The sequence below is a fragment of the Moorena sp. genome (genome assembly GCF_982860115.1).
In genome coordinates this window covers 1-19033 of record NZ_CEYLVT010000071.1, presented here as the reverse complement: position 1 = coordinate 19033, position 19033 = coordinate 1, and the positions used below count along the sequence as shown (strand labels likewise).

General features: G+C 43.8%; 19 protein-coding genes. 7 read left to right on the top strand and 12 right to left on the bottom strand.

Going from position 1 to position 19033, the window contains the following annotated elements; translation table 11 throughout:
* Positions 1–185: 185 nt before the first annotated feature.
* The 3 genes from AC4II3_RS14250 to AC4II3_RS14240 all read left to right on the top strand — a co-directional run bounded on the left by AC4II3_RS14250 (position 186) and on the right by AC4II3_RS14240 (position 1489).
* Positions 186–455: a hypothetical protein gene (locus tag AC4II3_RS14250; protein ID WP_488012877.1), complete on the top strand. Its 270-nt coding sequence runs from the start codon at positions 186–188 to the stop codon at positions 453–455.
* A 228-nt stretch (positions 456–683) separates the two neighbouring features.
* The gene (locus AC4II3_RS14245; protein ID WP_488012875.1) at positions 684–1049 is read left to right on the top strand and encodes a hypothetical protein; all 366 of its coding nucleotides are present in this window, start codon (positions 684–686) and stop codon (positions 1047–1049) included.
* Between the two features lie 20 nt (positions 1050–1069).
* Positions 1070–1489, top strand: coding sequence for a hypothetical protein (locus tag AC4II3_RS14240; RefSeq protein ID WP_488012873.1), 420 nt, complete (start codon positions 1070–1072; stop codon positions 1487–1489).
* Positions 1490–1583: 94 nt separating this feature from the next.
* On the opposite strand, the gene AC4II3_RS14235 is transcribed toward AC4II3_RS14240, so the two are convergent.
* The 5 genes from AC4II3_RS14235 to AC4II3_RS14215 all read right to left on the bottom strand — a co-directional run bounded on the left by AC4II3_RS14235 (position 1584) and on the right by AC4II3_RS14215 (position 7731).
* A complete protein-coding gene (locus tag AC4II3_RS14235) occupies positions 1584–1952 on the bottom strand; it encodes a clan AA aspartic protease (protein WP_293102814.1) in 369 nt (122 codons plus the stop codon).
* Positions 1949–2224 (bottom strand): hypothetical protein, encoded by a 276-nt coding sequence (locus tag AC4II3_RS14230; RefSeq protein WP_488012871.1) that lies wholly within the window; start codon positions 2222–2224, stop codon positions 1949–1951. Before AC4II3_RS14230 ends, AC4II3_RS14235 begins: the two co-directional genes overlap by 4 nt.
* 158 nt (positions 2225–2382) lie before the next feature.
* The gene (locus tag AC4II3_RS14225) at positions 2383–6675 is read right to left on the bottom strand and encodes a HEAT repeat domain-containing protein (RefSeq protein WP_488012869.1); all 4293 of its coding nucleotides are present in this window, start codon (positions 6673–6675) and stop codon (positions 2383–2385) included.
* Positions 6660–6827, bottom strand: coding sequence for a hypothetical protein (locus AC4II3_RS14220; protein ID WP_488012867.1), 168 nt, complete (start codon positions 6825–6827; stop codon positions 6660–6662). The genes AC4II3_RS14225 and AC4II3_RS14220 overlap by 16 nt, the downstream gene beginning before the upstream one ends.
* A gap of 145 nt (positions 6828–6972) precedes the next feature.
* Positions 6973–7731, bottom strand: a complete 759-nt coding sequence (locus AC4II3_RS14215) for a phosphoadenylyl-sulfate reductase (protein ID WP_488012891.1) — start codon at positions 7729–7731, stop codon at positions 6973–6975.
* 141 nt (positions 7732–7872) lie between these two features.
* Here AC4II3_RS14215 and AC4II3_RS14210 point away from each other — a divergent pair, with 141 nt between their 5' ends.
* Positions 7873–8022: a hypothetical protein gene (locus AC4II3_RS14210; protein ID WP_488012865.1), complete on the top strand. Its 150-nt coding sequence runs from the start codon at positions 7873–7875 to the stop codon at positions 8020–8022.
* 2 nt (positions 8023–8024) lie between these two features.
* Here AC4II3_RS14210 and AC4II3_RS14205 read toward each other — a convergent pair whose 3' ends face one another.
* The 3 genes from AC4II3_RS14205 to AC4II3_RS14195 all read right to left on the bottom strand — a co-directional run bounded on the left by AC4II3_RS14205 (position 8025) and on the right by AC4II3_RS14195 (position 9352).
* Positions 8025–8219, bottom strand: a complete 195-nt coding sequence (locus AC4II3_RS14205) for a hypothetical protein (protein WP_488012863.1) — start codon at positions 8217–8219, stop codon at positions 8025–8027.
* Between the two features lie 133 nt (positions 8220–8352).
* Positions 8353–8607, bottom strand: a complete 255-nt coding sequence (locus tag AC4II3_RS14200) for a hypothetical protein (RefSeq protein ID WP_488012861.1) — start codon at positions 8605–8607, stop codon at positions 8353–8355.
* A gap of 265 nt (positions 8608–8872) precedes the next feature.
* Positions 8873–9352, bottom strand: a complete 480-nt coding sequence (locus AC4II3_RS14195; protein ID WP_488015740.1) for a cupin domain-containing protein — start codon at positions 9350–9352, stop codon at positions 8873–8875.
* A gap of 148 nt (positions 9353–9500) precedes the next feature.
* On the opposite strand from AC4II3_RS14195, the gene AC4II3_RS14190 reads away from it, so the two are divergent.
* Positions 9501–9668 (top strand): hypothetical protein, encoded by a 168-nt coding sequence (locus AC4II3_RS14190; protein WP_488015738.1) that lies wholly within the window; start codon positions 9501–9503, stop codon positions 9666–9668.
* Here AC4II3_RS14190 and AC4II3_RS14185 read toward each other — a convergent pair.
* Positions 9630–11900, bottom strand: a complete 2271-nt coding sequence (locus AC4II3_RS14185; RefSeq protein WP_488015736.1) for a M48 family metalloprotease — start codon at positions 11898–11900, stop codon at positions 9630–9632. The two genes, AC4II3_RS14190 and AC4II3_RS14185, sit on opposite strands and share 39 nt — an antisense overlap.
* An 83-nt stretch (positions 11901–11983) precedes the next feature.
* On the opposite strand from AC4II3_RS14185, the gene AC4II3_RS14180 reads away from it, so the two are divergent.
* Positions 11984–12415: a hypothetical protein gene (locus tag AC4II3_RS14180; RefSeq protein WP_488015734.1), complete on the top strand. Its 432-nt coding sequence runs from the start codon at positions 11984–11986 to the stop codon at positions 12413–12415.
* Between the two features lie 369 nt (positions 12416–12784).
* Entirely contained in the window at positions 12785–13987 is a 1203-nt protein-coding gene (locus AC4II3_RS14175; protein WP_488015732.1) for an acyltransferase family protein, read from the top strand.
* Between the two features lie 176 nt (positions 13988–14163).
* Here AC4II3_RS14175 and AC4II3_RS14170 read toward each other — a convergent pair whose 3' ends face one another.
* From AC4II3_RS14170 to cofG, 3 genes are all read right to left on the bottom strand, one after another.
* Positions 14164–14715 (bottom strand): fascin domain-containing protein, encoded by a 552-nt coding sequence (locus tag AC4II3_RS14170; RefSeq protein WP_488015730.1) that lies wholly within the window; start codon positions 14713–14715, stop codon positions 14164–14166.
* Positions 14716–14997: 282 nt separating this feature from the next.
* Entirely contained in the window at positions 14998–17727 is a 2730-nt protein-coding gene (locus AC4II3_RS14165; protein WP_490722830.1) for a pentapeptide repeat-containing protein, read from the bottom strand.
* A gap of 138 nt (positions 17728–17865) precedes the next feature.
* Entirely contained in the window at positions 17866–18864 is a 999-nt protein-coding gene (gene cofG / locus AC4II3_RS14160) for a 7,8-didemethyl-8-hydroxy-5-deazariboflavin synthase subunit CofG (protein ID WP_488016895.1), read from the bottom strand.
* Between the last annotated feature and the right edge of the window lie 169 nt (positions 18865–19033).

The following is a 19033-nucleotide window of genomic DNA, read 5'->3' as shown; positions in this document are numbered from 1 at the left end:
TAATATCCCCATAATCCGCTATCATACTATACAATTTACTACACTGATTACCATGACATCCACGATGGTTTGTAATCAGTCAACCGTTGGCTAAAGGCCATGCTTTGCGAACAGCTGATAGCTGATAGCTGATAGCTGATAGCTGACGATAGTTTTTAGAATTACTCTAGAAGTAAAAAATAGAAATGAGCGAACCCATAGCTGACTATGACAATCCTTGGAAAGAAGCATTACAAGCTTATTTTGATTCATTTTTGCAGTTTTGTTTTCCCCAAGTCCACACTCTGATTGATTGGAATCAGACACCTAAATCCCTTGATACAGAGCTACAGCAGATAGTTGGTGCAGCTGAATCAGGAAAACGAATCGCTGATAAATTATTCCAGGTCTGGCTTTGTGGTGGAAATGAAACTTGGGTCTTGATTCATGTAGAGGTACAAAGCCAAAAAGAATAGTAAGCATTCAGCCGTCAGCTGTCAGCCGTCAGCTTACTTAAAATAAACCTTGAACCGGAGAATTTAATAGTTCGAGATTAATGAGAATTGAAAGTCTGGGTAAAAGCCCAAAGGCCAAGGCCAAGGCTTACCTCTTGTATTCTTAACGGTTTGCTCCTCTAGCGTCGCCACAGATCCAAAGCTGATAGCTGATAGCTGATAGCTGAATGCTTACCTAAAAACGATATAGTGAAGCTGTTCCAGTGTATTGACCAAATGATGGCTTTACCGGAAGAGTTAGAACTGGAGCTGAATCAAGAACTTGAACGTTATCAGGAGGAAAGACAGATGCCTTTGATTAGTCGAGTCGAAGAAAGGGCAATAAAGAGGGGTCTGGAACAAGGACTTCAACAATATCGGGAAGGTTTTCAAGAGACAGTGGTTAAAATTTTACAAAATCGGTTTGAATCGGTATCACCGGAATTGGTGGCAGCGATTAATGCCATAGAAGATATCTCTGTGTTGAAACAGTTGATTGATCACTCTCTTAAGAGTAAATCCCTTGAGGAATTTGAGCAGCTATTGGCACAACATCAGGTTAGTCAGGAAAATTGAAGAGTAAGGACACGGGCAAGATGCCCGTTCCACGCCTGATGACCGTTCCACGCCTGATGCCCGTTCCACCAAGATTACCATTCCACCCACCGGGTAAAACAGCTTTAATCAGATGCACCCAACTCGAACGTTATCAGGAGGAAAGACAGATGCCTTTAATTAGTCGAGTGGAAGAAAGGGCAATGAAGAGGGGTTTTGAAAAAGGATTTCAACAAGGATTTCAACAAGGACTTCAACAATGTCGGCAAATTTGGCGACAGACAGTAGTTAAAATTTTACAACATCACTTTGAATCGGTATCACCAGAATTGGTGGCAGCGATTAATGCCATAGAAGATATCTCTGTGTTGAAACAATTGATTGATATCTCTCTTGAGAGTAAATCCCTTGAGGAATTTGAGCAGCTATTGGCACAACATCAGGTTGGTCAGGAGAATTGAACAGTATGGACATGCGTTCGCGTAGCGTGACCAAAGGTCAATCGCATTTGTGATCGCACTCACCTGATGGGAATAGTGAAACACAGGGAAATGATTATAATGCTTCGATTATGACAGTGCCACCTTCCACAGCTTGAATCCGCAAGTCGTAGCCGTAAAGTAAACTCATTCCGACCAACGGATCAGTTTCAGTTCCATTGACAGGAATGCTTTGGTATTCACCATCCCAGATTACAGTTGCCGCATATACCTCAAAGGTGGCTTCGCTACCATCACCCAAAGTTCCTCGCTCAACTCCAGTCCAAGGCAAATTTAGGGCAATGATGGTTTCGCGGGGCAAGCTTAAGAAACCTGTATAACCAGTATCAATAACAGCGTCAATCACTCGCCTTTGGGCATTTTCATTACCAACGACTAGCCGAATCGTTGCCTCACAGTTTGTATTTACCACACCGTACATCATACATGTTGTTTGAGGCTCCGTGCGCCGAAACGGTGAACAGCTCGATGCCCAATCCGAACAATCCAAGGCTGGGCATTTGGGAGTCGCTCAAACAAACCATTTGTAGCACTGAGAATATCATCAGCCAGCTCAAAGTCGCCAGTTTCAATGTCAATCGCTACGATTCTGCCATGATTGCCTGCTTCAACCAAAGGGCGTACTTTAGTCTGATAGATGTAATCTCCACGCCTAGCAAATTCTTCTTTGCTATAGCGAGGTTGCCGAACTACCATTGGTTTGACCTCTGTTCAAGATTAACGCAGACCATGATTATAGCCTGAACTCAACCGTAAGCATTTCTGATATAGCAATCCATGTCGCAATTGTGAGAATTTTTATTCTCGACTCCCGACTCCCGACTCCCGACTCCCGATTCCCGACTCCCGACTTCCTACAACTTAATGCAATAATAATCCAAACCACCTTCTCCCGGACCCTGAGTCCACCGTGAATCAGCTTTCCAAGCACCATTGGCTTCTTCCAGACGGCGAGTGCGGACAGTAAGCTGATTACCGTTAATTTTCAGTAGATTATATTGCCAGGGATAACCCGATCTTAGTTCAAGGGTCGGTGCGCCAAAGGTGCCAGCACAAATTCCATCAAGTTTGCGCCCATATGGATTGAGGTCATAACGGAAAAGGCTAGTTTCAGCTTTGTGGATATGTCCATGCAGGAAGAAGCGGAATCCAGCAACGGCGAGTTGTTCGATGAATCCTTGGTCGATAATCCTATCGCTTCCAGCACTATTCAGGGGATGGTGCCAAACCGCTATTTTCAGGCACTTGCCGTAGTCTGAGTTACCGCGAATCTCGGTCAAAGCGTTGCTTAGAGCAATTGGGTGAATGCTAGCACGGTCTCTGAAGTGGTGATCCAGTTGCCAAGCGGAGTTTAGTCCTAGGATCAGCAGGTTTTGCTCTGGGAAATGGTCGATAATGGCTTGCTGGTGATAGTCCAGGGGATAGGGTTCAGTTTTGATAGCTTGATAGAATTGACTGAAGTGGGCAAACCGTTGTTGGTATTTGGTTTCATCTCGGACTCGAATCACCTCTTCACTGACTTTGATGTAGTGACCGTCTTTTAGCTCACCTTCGTAGTCTTCGAGATCCCATAACTGATAAGCCCGCTTTGCTAGTTTCCAATTGAGGTCATGGTTACCAGGAACTAGAACAATTTGCTTCGGGTCTAGGCGGAAGTCTAGGCGGAACTTGTCGAGAAACTGTTGTGCAGCGACGTATTCTTGAGGAGTAGACTTATTTGCGATATCACCGGAGAGGATAAGAGCATCAAGGTGAGGGATTTGAAGGTCTTGCTTGAGGTCTTGGGCGAGTTGGTTTGACCAAAGGGTAGCTTTGTCAGAAGTGGTGATGTGGAGGTCCGAGAGGTGGAGGATGTATATGGTTTGAGTGGTAATTGGTTTGGGAGGATCGGGTTTGGGAGTAGGTTTAGGACAATAGGTTGGGTTGTAGAATTGGTAGCGCTCTTGAATAGCTTTAATAGCTTTGATGGTTTCCTCAACAGTATTTTTATTATTAGTTGCTGCCAATTCTTCGTTGTTCAGGCGATTAATCAGTTTAGGAATAGTGGCTTCTGTCCCGATTTTTCCGAGAGCATATGCCGCACTTCTACGCACAGAATAGTCGTCATCATCGAGCAATTTAATTAAGGGGTCGATGGTGGCTTCTGTCCCGATTTTTCCGAGAGCATATGCCGCACTTCTACGCACATAAGAGTCGTGATCATCCAGCAATTTAATTAAGGGGTCGATGGTGGCTTCTGTCCCGATATTTCTCAGAGCATCTGCCGCCCTTCTACGCATATGAGAGTCGTGATCATCCAGCAATTTAATTAAGGGGTCGATGCTGGCTTCTGTCCCGATATTTACCAGAGCTTTTGCCGCACTTCTACGCATATGAAAGTCGTGATCATCCAGCAATTTAATTAAGGGGTCGATGGTGGCTTCTGTCCCGATATTTCTCAGAGCATCTACCGTATTTACCAGAGCAGCTGCCGCATTTCTACGCACCCAAAAGTGGTCATCATCCAGTAATTTAATTAAGGGGTCAATGGTGGCTTCTGTCCCGATTTCTCCGAGAGCATCTGCCCCACGAATACGCACCCAAAAGTGGTCATCATCCAGCAATTTAATTAAGGGGTCGATGGTGGCTTCTGTCCCGATTTCTCCCAGAGCAGATGCCGCACGAATACGCACATCCAAGTCGTCATGATCCAGCAATTTAATTAAGGGGTCGATGGTGGCTTCTGTCCCAATTTTTCCCAGAGCATCTGCCGCACGAATACGCACCCAAGAGTCGTCATGATCCAGCAATTTAATTAAGGGGTCGATGGTGGCTTCTGTCCCGATTTTTCCCAGAGCAGATGCCGCACTAATACGCACATCCAAGGAGTCATCATCCAGTAATTTAATTAAGGGGTCGATGGTGGCTTCTGTCCCGATTTTTCCCAGAGCAAATGCCGCACTAATACGCACATCTGAGTCGTCATGATCCAGTAATTTAATTAAGGGGTCGATGGTGGCTTCTGTCCCGATTTTTCCCAGAGCAAATGCCGCACTAATACGCACATCTGAGTTGTCATGATCCAGGAATTTAATTAACCGGTAGATGGTGGCTTCTGTCCCGATTTCTCCCAGAGCATCTGCCGCACTTTTACGCACATCAGAGGAGTCATGATCCAGCAATTTAATTAACCGGTCGATGGTGGCTTCTGTCCCGATTTTTCCCAGAGCATCTGCCGCACGAATACGCACCCAAGAGTCGTCATCATCCAGCAATTTAATTAAGGGGTCGATGGTGGCTTCTGTCCCGATTTCTCCCAGAGCAGATGCCGCACGAATACGCACATCAGAGTCGTCATGATCCACGAATTTAATTAAGGGATCGATGGTGGCTTCTGTCCCGATTTTTCCCAGAGCATCTGCCGCACTAATACGCACATTAGAGTTGTCATCATCGAGCAATTTAATTAAGGGGTCGATGGTGGCTTCTGTCCCGATTTCTCCCAGAGCAGATGCCGCACGAATACGCACATCAGAGTGGTCATCATCCAGGCATTTACTTAGCTCAGGTATGGCTCTGTCTGATGCAGTTATTCCCAACAGCTCAACCTTAAGTAAGGTCGAAACCTCTAACCGAGCCACCAACCCCACAGTGTGTTCTTGAAACTCAGGTTTTACTGCTCCTGCTAACCTAGCTCCCAGTTGCCAATCCACATCTAAGCCTAACCTTACCACCCGGTTTGCTTGCTTTTGATTGTCTACCAATTGCAGCATCAGAGCCAGAGGTTCTGTCCATTTAAAATAATTGAGATAGTTCTGTTGCAGCTGCTGATCACTAAGACGTGGTAATTGCTTCAATAAATATTCGGCTGTATAGTATTCTTGGAGCAGTTGGTGTCGAAACTCAATCAAGTCTCCTGATTGTTGAATCAAGTGATAGTTGAGTAAGTCATCAAGCCAAGTCTTGGCGCAAACATTAGGATTGACAACAGCTTTCTTAAGTAGATAATTAGTTAAAATTTCCTCAGCTTTGGTCTTGGTAATAGCAACGCTTATCTCCTCGGGTTGATCGGGGTTATCCCCTGTTGTCATCACAAAACCTAACTGTTGCAGCAGGTCTGACCAAAATTTTCTTGATTGATTATCGGAAACCTTAATATCTTGCTTGATTTGCTTAGAATAGGACTCGGTAAATAACCGAAACACTAAACCGAGATTAGACGGTATCTTACCTCTAGACTTAAATAGGTCACATAGCATCATCAAGAGTAGGGGGGTTTGCCCAAACTCCCGTAAGCGATCGCCCAACTGCTGGAGCATCTGCTCTCCCTGTTGAGGTAAATACTTTCGGACAAACTCCGACATTTGGGCTGCACTCAAGGGTTGCATTTCCAACTTCTTCTGAATCCCCAAGTCACCACCCACTCCTAAATCCCTAGTGGTGAAAATCATGGGGGTAGTCTTATGGTAATCCTGCCGAAACTGAGTCAAATCCTGGCGTGCTGCTTCTGACGGTAGCTCGTTCACGCCATCGATCAGTAGTAAGAATTGTCCCTCAAACAATAGTCTTTCGATATCGGTAGAGTCGAGCAGTACACCATGGCGCTTGAGAAAATTCCGCACTAACTCCAACACCGATGTCTGGTAATATCGCAGTTCCACCAGCACCGGAATTTTCTCTTGTATCCCCTCATCTGCCAGCAATTGCACTAAAGCAGTGGATTTGCCGGAACCCGGACGTCCCACCAGTAAGACATGGTCAGCAGCATACTTCCGCAATCCTTCTAGAACAGGCAAGCGCTCGGTTTCTTCTTGATTCTGGTCTCTTGCTGGCTGCTCCGACTTGATGGTTTCGACCATTAGGTCAAAGTTGAACAGCATCGGGGTCTGTTGCTGCTGCTTGCGCTTGCGGTCTTCGACATCGGTTAGGGTATAAACTTGCCACCTTTGGGCGTAGGTGTTACGGATTGATTCTAGATAGGGATCCCAAGTGACCATCTTAGGGTTTAATCGGGTTGAAAGTTGAAGGTTGAAGGTTGTTCGCGTAGCGTGGCCTATGGCCAATCGCATGATTGTAGAGGCACTATAAACTAGTATGCGATCGCATGATTGTAGAGGCACTATTAAACTAGTATGCGATCGCGTAGCGTGGCCTATGGCCAATCGCATCTGTGATAGTAGCAAACTGGCAAGATGCCAGTTCCACCAGTTGTAGAAGCACTATCGGAACAGTAAGGATACACATCTGTGATAGTAGCAAACTGGCAAGATGCCAGTTCCACCAGTTGTAGAAGCACTATCGGAACAGTAAGGATACACATCTGTGATAGTAGCAAACTGGCAAGATGCCAGTTCTACCAATTAGTTGTAGAGACACTATCGGATGGGGTAAGCGTTCGCGTAGCGTGACCAAAGGTCAATCGCATTCTACTTCCCTGTTCCCTGTTCCCTGTTCCCTGTTCCCTATTACAGAGAGCTAGAATCAAGACTTGCAGCTTCACCAGGAGTTTCAGGCAAGTGTATACCACACTCTTGCTTAAGGCCATGAAAACGGGTATCCCGTTCATTCTGATCATCAAAGGATAAAGGTCGGCTGGAATGCCAATCACCGACGGTTGTATAACCCTCATCAAACATGGGATGATAGGGTAAGTCATGAGCTGTCAGATACTGATAGATATCCCTAGAGTGCCAGTTAAGAATTGGCAAAATCTTGTGCTGCTCTCCCTGCTTGTTAACCCAGCCCATAGTCTTGCGGTGGTCAGTCTGTTGCTTGCGCAATCCTGCTAACCATCCTGTTGCGTTTAGTTCCCGCAAAGCGCGCTGCATCGGTTCCACCTTGCGGATCTGGTCGTAGCGGTTGAGGGATTCTACATCATTCTTTTCCCAGAGTCTGTCATACAAGGCTTCCATCCGTGCTGGACTCATGGCAGACTGGTAAACTTTTACATTCAACTTGAGCCGTTCGATCAACTCCTCGGCAAATCGATAGGTTTTCACCGGTAGGTAGCCCGTATCTATCCAAATTACTGGTATATCTGGAACGACACTAGTGACCAAGTGCAGCATGACCGCTGACTGGATCCCAAAGCTGCTACTCATCACTAAGCCATCACCAAAGGTTTCAGCTGCCCATTCTACGATTTTGGTAGCGCTAGCCTCAGCAAGTTGCTGATTCACTGCTTCCAAATCCAGCTCAATTTGGTTTGATGTCACCCCGGTCATGGGGTCTAACTGCTGAGATTGAGGCTGATTTGTTTTCCCATTCCCATCGAGGTGATCAGGGCTTTGGATAGCTGCAGCCTGTTGGTTTCCAGAAGCTTGATCAGAAGCGATCAGATTCAGTCGCGGCATGGTGGTAGTATCTTGTTTTTACTCTGGATATATTGTTATGGTAGTTTATTCGTAAATAATCTCTTTCGGGAGAGGCAAAAGGCAAAAGGCAAAAGGCAAAAGGCAAGAGGGAACCCTGATCTGACTCCCGACTCCCGACTCCGGATTCCCTACTCCCTATAATCTTAAGAATCTTCTTCAATTATGGGCTCCCCGATATCAAAGATAATCACAAATTGATCATCGGGCATTAGCCGTTTCAGAGCCTGCATATGACCCTCCGCATCGGATCGCTTACGGAACCGAGCAACAATTACTCGTTGCATCTTGGGCAATAGGCGCACCACCACCCATGGATGTAGGCGTTCAGCATAGGACATAATCTAATGTATCTCCTGTTATAGGGGGTCCTAGAGCCAGCCTTCAGCCTGGAATATCTTCAGGCTGGCTCTTCCCGTTTAACGTTTCGTTTAACGTCTGGGGCAATTTCATTATAACATAAAAAACATTATATTATAACATATTTTGAAAATATTTGTAACAAAGTTGTGAGGGAATCGGGAATCGGGAATCGGGAATCGGGAATCGGGAATCGGGAATCGGGAGTGTGGGAGCTGTGGAGAGATGGGGCGTCAGATCAGTGTTATTTCTTGCCTCTTGCCTCTTGCCTCTTGCCTCTTGCCTTGCGCATAGCGCTATATAAAAAAACCAGCCATTGAGAGGGGCTGGTGATACTTGCTGTGTTGGGAGGAGAAAACCTAGGGCCAATACGCTTACAGTGTGCCTTTATCCTTGGCTGTGAGCTCAAGGTCTTAAGGACGTAGTGGTCCTCGGGTAATCAGTTATGTAAACAAATGTAACGAATATTTACAGATTACGCAACATTTCTTAATAGTTTTTTTAGGGAATCGGGAATCGGGAATCGGGAATCGGGAATCGGGAATCGGGAATCGGGAGTCGGGAGTCGGGAGTCGGGAGCAAGGCCAACGGATGATCGCTGACAGCTAACGGCTGACCGCTTACAGGTTATTCTTCATTTTTCTGGATCGATTAAAATAGTTTTTGGTTGCTCAACATCAAATAGAGAAGCGGACAAAAGAATAACTGGTTTGTTGGTTTGGTTTTCACCATAATGAACCATTCCGCTAGATTCAACTAGAGAATCTCCAACCGTTAGTTGTGTAGTTTGCCCTGCTTGCAGAATTAATTCTGTGCCATTAGCTTTCCTTACTTTAGCCTCTCCTTTCACAACAGTAAACGTTAACGTGCCAGCCTCTACTACTCCAATTGTCATGCCGGTATGAGTATGAGTAGGGAGTTTTGTTCTGGGTTTGATGGTATGGCGAATAAGTTCCAGAATTTCCTTTTTTTCTTGAGTCGGATAACCACTACCTAACACTTCACTGGCAACAGATTGAGTGTAACTATTGGGTGAGGAGGTTTCTTGGCTGTTAACAACTATACTGCCAAAAGTTAAGATAGCTAATGGTAAAATTAGAGACAGTTTTTTCATACTATAGTGTTGGGATTTGGGTTGTGAATACAAGAAACATGAAACATTCTCTAGCAACTATCATCCCAGTGATTGATCCGTTCTGCTCAACCCCATCCGATGGTGGGCAGTGTCTAGCAACTATGATCCCAGTAATTGATCCTGTCTGATGCACTGCCCACCCTACATCTGCCCACCGTACATCTTCCCGATTCCCAATTCCCGATTCCCGATTCCCGATTCCCAATTCCCGATTCCCGATTCCCGATTCCCGATTCCCGATTCCCTCGTAATAATTTCACGCTCCGACTTGGGAAATCAGATAAGCGCCGGATAGGGCTGCTACTGTGGCGAGAATGGTAATCCAAATGGGATAGTAGCTGCGAATTGGTTTATCGTCTTCGATACTGATGGTTTCAATATCAATCCAGGGATTAACACCCCGGCGAAACCAACCGGTGACGATTACATTCTGGTTAACTAAATTACTAACACGGGTGGGTTGAGGTAGGATATTACCTAGTGGTCCGAGATAGGAACAGTAATTTAGTCTGACTAAACCTGTTGAGGTTTGTAATATTAAATCTTGTCCGAGCCAATTGCGTAATCCTGAACGTCCTAATAGTTTTCCGCTTAAGAGAACAGGACGACTATCGGGAGGTAGAGTAGCGTTAGTAGCGAAATAATCTCCTAAGTCGGGGTCAGTACCGATATTAGTAGGTTTAAGGTCGGGAAAGTAATTATTAATCCAGAGAAAGACACTGATACTAAAGGCAATTAAGATACAAGCATCGATAAAGGAATTGGCATTATGTAGCCAAATTAGCTGCCAAATGTCGAGCATGTCAGATAGTTTACCAATTATCCAAAGTATCCCTCTTAGGGCTGCCCCCATTATTACGCCAAAAATTAGGGTACTTTGTAGCAGGGGTAAGGCTTTGTAACTGTTGCTGAGTTTAGAGAAAAATTCAGCTCGATTGCGACTGGCAGGAATTAAAGCGGGTAACTCTAGTTCGGCATGAAGCTTGAGAAAGTGGGCATAGCGCTTAGGTAAATGTAACCGTTCTCCCAGTAGGGGATGGGCAGAGTTGATGATTAACCAGTAGCGGTAGGGATTAGTACAGTCCCATTTTAAGATGTCTTCAAAGGGGGTGGTGGGGGAAAAACTACCGATAACCATGGCTTGCTGATAACCGACGGGGAGTAAGACATCAAAGCTTTCTAATAGCCCACTGGTTTGGCCGGAAATTTGGATGTCTTCGCTTATCCCTAGGGCAATTTTTAGTAAGGCGCGGGTCAAGCCATTGGGATTACCAGTGATTGAGATGGCGATGCGATCGCTATAGTAAACCCTAGCTCTAGATAACCATAGCAACGGTAAGCTCAATACCCAGTAAATGCTGTAACTGAGGGAAGCAAGGGTACCGGTAATTCCTAAAAGAATTGCGCTTAACCATCCGCTAGCACCAGGTAATTTAACTAGCAGTAATTCCTTTAGCTTCTCTGCCCACTGAGGGCTTTGCCAATAGATGGTGTAAGGGATTTGAATAATTAGTACCCCTAGGGACATCAACATGAAATCCCGATTGATAATATGTCCTAGCTGACCGGCGTAGATGTTGGCAATTTCATCATCTTTGAGTTGGTCTAATAATCCCTGACTAACTACAATGCGAGCAGTGCGAGGTAAGTTACCATAGGTCAGGGCTACAGTGGCGTCTGTGGGTAAGACTTTTAAGCTCGGTAAGGGCAGACGTCGTTTGCGGCAAACTTTTTGGATGACTTTAGCGGATTCTGGATGGCGGGAAGCTAGTTGAGTTAGGGATAGGGGTTCAAGACCATGAAACTGTTTTAGCAATCCATCCATTAACCAGGGCGATAGGATAAATAGGATTGCTAAGGTAATTTCTAGGGCTAAAGTTGGGTCACGGTATAACAATTGGAAGGGTTGGAACCACGGTAACTCTACCAAGATGGAATTGATGGTTTCCATGGCGAATTCTACTAGAACCCGCAGTAGCCAAAAAAATGCGATCGCAACCGTGATTGCTACTAACCACAACCGTTCCATCTTGGGAGATTTCAGGGGATGCCAATGCTGTGCTCGTCCACAGTTGCGCCATCGAGGGCGAGGAGTGTAGAGGGTGGGAATATCTGGGGGAGAGTAGGGAACTGGTAATAGGGAAGACGATGAAGCAGTCTGGTTTGGTTTACGGCTCAGTTTCAGTGGGCTAGACGCCTGATCCTCTAGGGGGGTAAACCCTGTGGCATTAGTAGGGGATTTAGCAGCAACAGGATACTTGGTAATTAACTCAGCCTCAGTTTTAGCGGCCCATTCCTGTATCTGGGGGTCAGGGTGTTCCCTCAGGTGTTGGCAAAGTGCGATCGCTTTTTCCGGTTGACCATGCTTAGGATAAACCTCGACTAGGGATTGAGAGGCTTCCGTCACAATGGAGTCATCCAACTCCATCTCACAGACACCTTCTAAGTGTGCGATCGCATCCTGGTAATTGCCCTGTTTGAGAGCTTCTAGACCAGCTGCCAGAGTTGGATTAGGAATAGATGCCATGAGGTTTGTAGTGTTTGTCCCTATCTTCCTCTAACATACCCTTGGGCTACGGATTTGATCTCGCTTCAGTTCGATCTCTGATAATGAGCTGTTGCTGTAACCAAGGATTTGTTCAGTTACCACCCTACATTGCTTCTGTGATCACTATCGGTATAGTACCGAGCCACGCTTACAATCAAAAAAGCTTTCAGCTGAAGCCCATTGGCAGTGGACCTTTTCAGGTTGAGACAGGTGCGCCACGATTGGATCGTATTGTGATTTCTGTCCTAGGGCAGCTTGATGTAGTCACAGAGGTGGTAAGTACTCAAAAGTATAGTGCGGCGGTGCTACCAGATACTGAGAAACTCCATAGCCAGTTTAATAACAGAAAAGATTGGACTATAATCCCAACTCCCCTCAACAAACCGGAGCTACTTTACCTACAATCTTCTAGTCTTCAGGAGCGATTACCCAACGATTTCGATACTAATTGGAATGCCCATCTTTGGTACTTCTCTAGGGAAATCAGATTCTAGTTGTTCTGATATTGTAGCGGTTTTCGAGAATAGTTAAGGTAAGCATTCCGCTAATGCGCTACTTGAGGTGCTAATGCACTACTGATGGTGCTACTTGAGGTGCTATCAGTTAATGCGCTACGCGCATATGATTACAAGAAAAAATAAATCATACCTCTGTCTAACGGATAACCAAAATACCTCACGCAAATAATTTATTTCTACTATCCGGAAACTTTTTATTTAATCATTTTTGGTAGTTAGTGTAAATACTCAATTTAACAAATTTTGCCTATAAAACATTTTAAATTTAACTTAAGTACTATTTTTTTTAGAAATAATTATCAGTGATTTATAATCGAAACATCCCTTTAAATAGCCAGAACTATAATGTCTAATATTGAAAATTTGCCTCAAATATATAGTGTCAATAAATTAGTTACCCCACGACCACGGCTTTTTTATTTGGATTGGCTAAGAGTCATAGTAATTTTAAACTTAATACCATTTCATGTGGCTTGGATGATGGTGTTTATTCCAGGATTTTCAAATATTGCTGAGAATTCAGTTGCCACTCAGTTGTTAAGTCTCTATGTAGCATTAATTGCGCCACTGCATATGCCTTTACTTTTTGCTATATCGGGATATAGTGCAGCTATTACTTTGCAAAAAAAGAGTACTGTCTCATATCTAAAAGAGCGCTTACAAAGACTAATCCTGCCCCTAATAAGTTTTATGTTTTTGTTAAGTCCGATATTGAATTACTTTTGGCCTAGCGAAATACAAGATCGGAATTTAAAGCATTTTATATTTGAATATATCCCTTATTTTATTCTCACTATTTTTAATGGGTATGGCGGAGCGCCCAGATGGGAACATCTTTGGTTTGTGGGGTATTTATTTTTATTTACATTAATTTCTTTACCTTTGTTTTTATATTTAAAAAACGTAAAGGCGCATCTTATAGTAAGCAAGGTTATTTATTATTATATTGGTATAATAATACCATGGTTATTATTCTCAACTACATTTATTATAGGTTGTTTTTGGACTTTTTCACCTCCCTATAACGTGTTTGGAGATTTAGCATATTTCAGCTACAATCTGTTAGCGTTTATAATCGGCTATATTATTTGTATGGATAAAAAAATTACAGATATTATAGATCGTAATTTGCGATGGTGGATATTGATCTGGAGCATCAGTACAGTAATTATAGTAGTAATTCTAAGTGCTGGTTTTCCTATAGCATTTTCTACACCGACACCGACTTTAAGTGCCCAATATTGTGTTTATTCTCTCTTGGCAGGTTTAAATACTTGGTCTTGGCTGGCTGCCATATTAGGGTTAGCTAAAAAATATTTATCTTTTTCCAATCCTTTTCTATCCTATATGAGTAGAAGCTCTTACATGTACTATATTTTGCATCTTGTCGTCCTAGTTATAGTTGGTTACTTTACACCTAGACCGCAAGGAGTATTCTCTGAGTTCTTAGTACTATCAATTTTGACCTTAGCTTTGACGGCGATTTGTTACGAATTCGTAGTCAAAAGGTTAGCTATAGTGCGCTTGCTTTTTGGGATCAAAGCCTGAAAATTATAGCGTTTTATCTTATATCATGTTATTAAAATCAAGCTAGTGTAAAAAAAATACCAATTAAAGTAGGGTGGGCAAAATTCTATTATCTAGAATACTCACGCATAACCAAAATGTTTTTGCCCACCCTACAACTCTTCCCTACAACTCTTCGGTTCTGAATGCAAGTTACCCTATGGGATATAAATCATATTCCATTGTGCATAAGGTGCATTTGTGGGATCGGTAACATGAACCGTAACTGTGTCTGGGTAAGCAGAAGTAGGTGAGCAACCATTGCATCGTGCCACATATTTGCCTGTGTCAGCTTTCAGAGCATACTTACCATTGCTTAGCAACTCTGGAGTGAATTGTGCATATGGTACGCAAGGTTTAGTAACGTGAATAGTTAGAAAGTCTGGCTTTGCACCTCCTGAAACACAGCCATTACAGCGCGCTACATACTTTCCTGTGTCTGACTTCAAGGCAATCTTACCTCCGCCCACATCAATGACTTCAAACTGAGCGTAAGGCTTATTGTTAGTAGGCAAGTCAATATGGACTGTGACAGTATCAGGGTTATTTCCTATAGTTTCTTGACACCGCCGACAGCGAGAAAACCATTTCCCTGTATCAGCTTGCAAAGCTACCTTGCCACCTGTGGGAGAAGCTTCTGCTACTGGAGCAGTTAACATCATTGTCAGCACGGCTACAAAGGCCAGTAGTAATCCAATCCACTTTTTCATTGTTTATTGTCTCTGATCAGATAATGGTAGATGATCGACAAGTGCTACGGCTTAAGATTGGGACAAAACTAATATTCTCCAACAAAGACTCGATGAGGTGACCTCGTCGGTAGAAAATGAATTTAGGACACCCTAAGCTTTTGGTTTTACTTGCCCTATATATAGTAAACTCTCATCAGTCATAAATGTTCACTGTCTTCACAAAACTTGAAAAAATTCCCCAACAGGGTCAAACAGCTTTTAGGAGATGCACCCGAATCGCAATGCAGTTGCTCATGGGGATTAGCTGTCTCCAATAGCGTTGCGAAAATCTTGCCAAGTTCCTGGAATTTCTGCTGGGTTTTGGCAAATCACTGGTAACCAAGTAGCGCAAGGACACTCATCTTCTAGACCTTGGAGCTTTTCCCTGGCTTCTCGGACGGAATAATAGAATGGCTTACCACTAGCAAAGGCAGCCAGGAAGTTTTTCAGAAACGCTTGTGCTACTTGATCTGGCACAGGCTCCCGCATCACAATCATTTGGGGGATGTGTAAATCAGCGAGATTCACTGCTAAACTTAACCCATCACAGGAGTTAAATATTGCTAGGGTTAAGCCTTGAGCGATCGCTTTTTTCAGACCATGCTTTAATTGAGGAATGGTCAAACTATCGGTTTTATTAATAAAAATCTGTCCAATTTCATCCTGAGCATGACTACAACTATGACCAGCAAAAAATAGAATATCCCAGGGTTGCGCCCAGAGTTGGTCATTGATCTCTTGTCGATTTGGCTCTACTAAAAAGGTGACTGCTGCATCAGGTAATTGCTCTAATAAAATCCGGTCTTTATGAATATCAATCCCAGTGCTATCACCCAGAATTGCTAATACGTTTACCTTCGCCTTAGTAGACGTAGATTTTTCGATACGTTCATAAGCGGGAGTACTCAAAGCAAATTCTGATTTAGGATAGCGCTCGAAAAAATCCCAGAGATGCCAAGGTAAATGCCTGAGTTTACTATCTTCGGTTTGGATAATCACCCGAATTAAATCAGAAGTGGTTAACTTTTCTAGGAGTTGTTCTCTAATCGAGCGAAACGACTCAGATTTTAACCAACGATTCAGGTCTTCTTTCAAGTTTTCGGCTGAATCATGACATGCTTCAAAAAACTCTTTTCTGCTGAAATTAGTAATTTTTGTTTCTATCACTTCTAGCCGTAGACCAGTTCTCAGCCCTCTGCGGTAGAGTGATTGCCATTTGCCATAGGATTGGATAATTTCCGGAGCTGAGGGCAAAACCCCCGTGCATTCTACCGATGGGAAACTTCCCTCTGCTCCAATCTGAAGCGTAATCGGAAACCCTTGTGTGAGCTTACCTTGACCAACTTTGAGAATAACTAACTTGCTGTTTACCGATTTTGACGTTGCTTCTTTCTGAGTCTCCCTGAGATTGACCGGTCGGCTAGCTAACAGTTGAACCAATAATTCTTTATAATCCGCTTGATGCTGGCGATAGATAGTAATTTGCTCATCTTTACTGTTTAGCTCAGCTCGATACTTTTCTTCTAAAGCTTTCAAAGCCAAGTCATAATGTTGAATAAAATTACTATGAATTTTAGCTTTATCAGCATTAGCCGGTATGTCTACTCTGACAATAACACAGCCATCTCCTTTATTTTCAATACTGCGGATAGCAAGCTCACTCCCTTCATTTTCGATTTGTATTTTTTGCCACGAAGAAGCAAACGCTTTCCCATCAATACCATTGCGGAAGATTAAATCAACAGTATTTAAAACTTCTTGAAACAGTTTAGTAAATTCCCCGGTCGCAAATTCGCCACTACTAGGACGGCGTTCTCCCTGGTGGTTGAGCAGATAAACATAGTCACAAATAGCACCATCTAGCTGAGTGGTGTTATCAATATTCCAAGCTTCTAAACAAGCTCCGGTTAGCCGTGAATACTTAAAATTAGTAGTTAAAGCTTGGGTTTTAGTCAGGTTGACTCGTTCCAACCAAGCCCCCTCAAAGGTAGCTTCACTCACATCCGCTTCAGTTAAGTCAGCATCCCTGAGGTCTGCACCTGCTAGATTTGCTCCTTTGAGATTACGTCCCCGATAGGATTGATTAGCACCTCGGTGAGTAACAACTAAATCCCGAACCTCTCGGTCAATTAAAATAGTATTGCTAACTCTAGCTAGGTCAAGGTTTGTAGCTAGATGAAAGTTAGTGCGAGTGAGGTTAGCATTTCTGAAATCTGTACTTTTGAGGGTAGCTTTGGTGAAATCAGCATCGGTTAAGTTAGCATTGCGAAAACTTGTGCCTAGTTTAGCTGGTAAGGTAATCGCGATTAAGCGAATAAAAGCAAATTTTGAGTCTTCAGCCAAGGCTTGCTTAGCCACATAAGCCCCTAGGAATGTCACAGCTAAACCCCAGGAAAAATGAGCAGCTTCTACAATATTACCAGCTAAAGTTTCTTCTCCATGGATATCTATATTGGCGATAATAGCTCCAGCTACTACTAAAATTCCTGGTATAATTCCACCATGGGCGATAGCTATAGTTGTGCCAATTGCTACAGCGATAGCTAACATTAACGTCTCAACTCCAGCTACGGCTATAGCAACACGGGTGATGTTAGCTTCCAGGCTAATATCAGCGACAGCTATAACCACCAGCACTAACGCCAGGGCAAATCCCCGCCGGATAATAATGATGCTAAAGATGACTAACAGTGCTGATGCGATCGCACTCTGAAGAATAGGGGATTCTGATTCCATAAATTTCAGAGAAATATGACCAGTTCTGCAGAAAATATGACTTGATAATACTGACAGAAGTAATGAAAATGCCAGTAAAATAATGACCCAGTAATACCGTAGTCCACTCCTAGCATGGCTAAAGGTCGCTCCTTTTAAAAGAGCATTGGTGAAGTCTACACCTCTAAGGTCAGCGTGGTTAAAGTTTGCTTCTGTAAGGTTTTGACCCTTAAAGGAGCGACCTTGGAGATTTTGGCCAGAGAAGTCTGAGAACATAGTTGCTACGTACTTGTTGAGCACACTTCCTGTTTAACATCAGGCTTATCAGTCAATCGTTTCACCTCTGACCAGACGAAATTATCGGAATCTTGGTTCCAGTGCTGTTCAACAGGTCTACCAATTACCCATTACCAATTACCTATCACCAATCCGCCATCTCTCAACTACCCGTCGCAATCTCGGAGGTAACCAACTGTCATACTTAGGATACACTGGCAAACGGGGTAGTAACCTCCAGCCAGCTGGTTCAATCACGTCTCGCAATCGATAACTATGGGGATGAGGATAATCGGGATTCACCTCATCCTTGGGACTAATTCCTCCTAAATCCCGTGCGCCAGCTTCCAAACACGCTAATAGAGCAGAAGACCGTTGAGGCAATTTCCCAACAGTATCAACTAAATTGGGAGGAATTTGGATAGTAATATCCAAGGGCAAAATCTGACGCGCCTTCTGAATCACCCTTGGCAGCTGATTAAGACCGAAAGACTGACTATGAAACATTTCTGTAGTGCCCTCACTGTAAGGTTGCAGGATCACCTCTTGGATATGACCATACTCACCATGAATTTGTGCGATCGCATTTAAACTTTCCCAGCAATCCTGCTCAGTCTCACCAATGCCTAACAACAAACCGGTCGTAAAGGGAATCCCCAATTCTCCCGCCCATTGCAACTGCTGTAGTCGAACCTCTGGTATCTTACTCGGAGCATAGCAGTGAACAGTTTTGAGCAACTCCGGTGTTAATTGTTCCAACATCAACCCCATAGATACATTCACCTGCTTGAGTGCCGCCATCTCCTCCCAACTCAACGGTCCAACATTAGTATGGGGCAAAAATCCCAGAGACAAAGCCAGGTCACACAAATCATAAATTCGTTGAAACCAAGCCTTGCGCCTTGAAGACCTAGGATGAACCTCACCACTGAGAATCAGAATTTCACAAACACCCTGAGACTGAAGCAACCTTAACTGATTTTCCGCATCCTCCAAAGTCAACCAAGGACTGCTACCCGGTTCAGCACGAAAATTGCAGTAGCTACAGCGATTAAAGCATTCGTAAGTGGGAACCAAAGTGTAAGCAGGGCTGTAGGTAACGATTTGGGAATCAGATTGGGAATCATAAACATCCATAGAAAAAAACACCCGCGCAAGTTAGAAGTCAGAAGTCAGAAGTCAAAAGTAAGCTATGACTAAGTTTCGGAGTTTAGGAATCTCAAACATTTTAATGCGTAGTGCTATATCAATTTTCCCTACTCCCTACTCCCTACTCCCTACTCCCTACTCCCTACTCCCTACTCCC